This is a genomic window from Roseofilum sp. (assembly GCF_982964205.1).
In genome coordinates this window covers 1-2,596 of the sequence record NZ_CEZBFX010000218.1, presented here as the reverse complement: position 1 = coordinate 2,596, position 2,596 = coordinate 1, and the positions used below count along the sequence as shown (strand labels likewise).

At 48.8% G+C, this 2,596-nt stretch carries 1 protein-coding gene and 1 pseudogene; both read right to left on the bottom strand.

The genetic code is table 11. The features are described 5' to 3' along the window. Positions 1–74: 74 nt before the first annotated feature. A pseudogene (locus tag AC3A14_RS24510) lies at positions 75–197 on the bottom strand (transposase); the annotation flags it as partial. A 167-nt stretch (positions 198–364) separates the two neighbouring features. Then, a partial coding sequence (locus AC3A14_RS24505) for an efflux RND transporter permease subunit (protein WP_487779232.1) occupies positions 365–2,596 on the bottom strand: 2,232 nt, incomplete at its 5' end.

Below are 2,596 nucleotides of genomic sequence, written 5' to 3'. Positions count from 1 at the left end.
AAAGCTCACGTAAAGTCAAACGCCACAGTCATTTTTATATTGGATGCTATGGATTCTAGAGTGATAGAAGAGGGGTATAACACAGCTTCAACAAATAATCGATTGTCTTTGGCTGTAGCACCTGGGTCTCCCTTTTTACCGGGTAAGAGGGGTTCAATCCTTTTCCACTGTTCGTCTCGCCAGCCATAGCGTTTCATCTGCTACCCACATATATGTTATTACTTGATCAATACCCTTTACCCTATCAATCTACTTTTGTCAAAAAATTTGATTGATGACACGCCCTAGTAAATGGGATAGGTGCGTTGAATAGCGCACCTTACTGCCATGGCTGGCCCTGAACCAGACCGATCGTTAATTAAGATTACGACCATTTACCAGTTTCCGACTCTTCCGGTTTAGTCTCTGATTCAGTTGGCATATCTGGCTGATCCTCATCAGTGCCATTGCTGTGGCCATTCTTAGCCAAGGGTTTCTTCAATAGACCTGATAAATTCCCCAGAGCTGATAAACCACCTGAACCACCACTAGATCTTGTCGGTTTTTGGGGTCTTTCTCCTTTGAGGAGGAATGCTTCCAAGTTTTTCACCGCAATATAGAGGTTCGGTGTAATCACCAAACTGAGGATAGTTCCCAACAGCATTCCCCCAAAGATGGCAGTTCCCAAAGACCAACGACTGCTCGATCCTGCTCCGGATGCTGTGACCAGGGGCCAGAACCCAACTAGGGTGGAAAAGGCAGTCATTTGAATGGGTCGGAATCGCTGTTCGGCTGCTTGCGTGGCTGCTCTGGTAAAATCTAGACCCTTTTCATGGAGTTGGTTGGCAAACTCAACAATCAGAATTGAGTTTTTGGAAGCTAACCCGATGAGCATCACGAGGGCAACTTGGCAGTACACATCATTGGTGACCACCGGCCAAATTCCCCCCGCTTGAACGATATTGGCGCGGAACCAGACAGCAGAGAGCGCACCGAGGACAGACAGAGGTACGGACAACATGATAATGGTGGGGTCAATGTAGCTCTCATACTGAGCTGCTAAGACCAGGAATACCATCATAAAGCCGAGACCAAAGATAATTGGTGCGCTGCCTCCAGAGGCTTTTTCTTCTAGGGCAGTTCCTTGCCAGGAGTAGCCAAAACCAGGGTCTAGGACTTCTGCTGCTGCTTTTTCCATGGCGGCGATCGCCTGTCCGGAACTGTAGCCTGGAGCTGGCCCCCCTTGAATTTTAATCGAGCGGAAGATATTAAAATGTTGGATAATCTCCGGCCCGGTAAACTCTGTCAGCTTAATCAAACTGCCCAAGGGCACCATTTGACCGTCCCTAGAGCGTACATAAAACTGATTGATATCTTCTGGATCGGAGCGATAGGGGGCATCCGCTTGGGCATAAACGCGATATTGCCGTTGACCGAGGACAAAGTCATTCACATAGCTCGATCCCAGATAAATTTGCAGGGTACGGAAGATTTCAGTGACATCTACATTCAAGGCATTGGCGCGATCGCGCAATACTTCTATTTGTTTCTGGGCTTTATTGGCGGTAAACAGGGTATAGGCTCCAGCCACGGCTGGATACTGCTCGGAGTTTACTGCCCCAATCAGACGATAGGCATTATCGAGTAAATCTTGAATGGAGGCATTTCCGGTTCGGTCTTGCAATTGGAACTCAAACCCTCCAGTACTCCCCATCCCTTGGACAGGGGGGGCATTCACGGCAATGGCAAAGACTTGAGGGACAGTTGCTAGCGATCGGTTCAAGCGGCCGAGGACTCCATATACAGACTGCTCTGGACTCGGTCGCTCATCCCAGGGTTTCATCATGACAAAAAAGACTCCTTGACTGGGGTTTTGTCCGTCGAAACTAAAGCCGGCGGCCCCAAAGGTATATTCCACTTCTGGCAGGGTACGAATTTTTTCTTCTACTTTTCGGCTAACTTCTGCGGTGTAGTTCAGCGATACCCCATCAGGTGCTTGATAAATCACGATAAAATAGCCTTGGTCTTCTTGGGGTACGAATCCACTGGGCACTGAATTGTACATGAATACTGTGGCGACCAAACCCGCGATAAACACCGCCATCACTAAGAGGTTAATCCGGGTCAGAAATTGAATCAATCCCCCATATCGACGCTCTACCCAGCCAAACCCTTGGTTAAATTTCTCAAATAGCCATGCTAAGGGGCCGTGATTGTCTTGTCGGGGACGCAAGAGCAACGCCGACATGGTAGGAGAGAACGTAAGAGCGTTAAAGGTGGAACAGGCGATCGCAAAGGCAATGGTTAAGGCAAATTGCTTAAAGATAATCCCGGTGGTTCCAGGGAAGAAGGAGACGGGAATAAACACCGCCATCAACACAGCAGAGGTAGCAATTGTTGCACCTGTCAACTCTTCCATGGCATCCAATGCCGCTTGCCGAGGGCGCATTCCTTCCTCAATTTTGGTTGAAACTGCCTCCACAATCACGATCGCATCATCCACTACCAGACCGGAAGCCAGGGTAAAGGCAAACAAGGTCATGGTATTAATTTCAAAACCTGCCACCATCAACCCCGCAGATGCTCCAATCAGAGCCACTGGAATGGCGATCGCCGG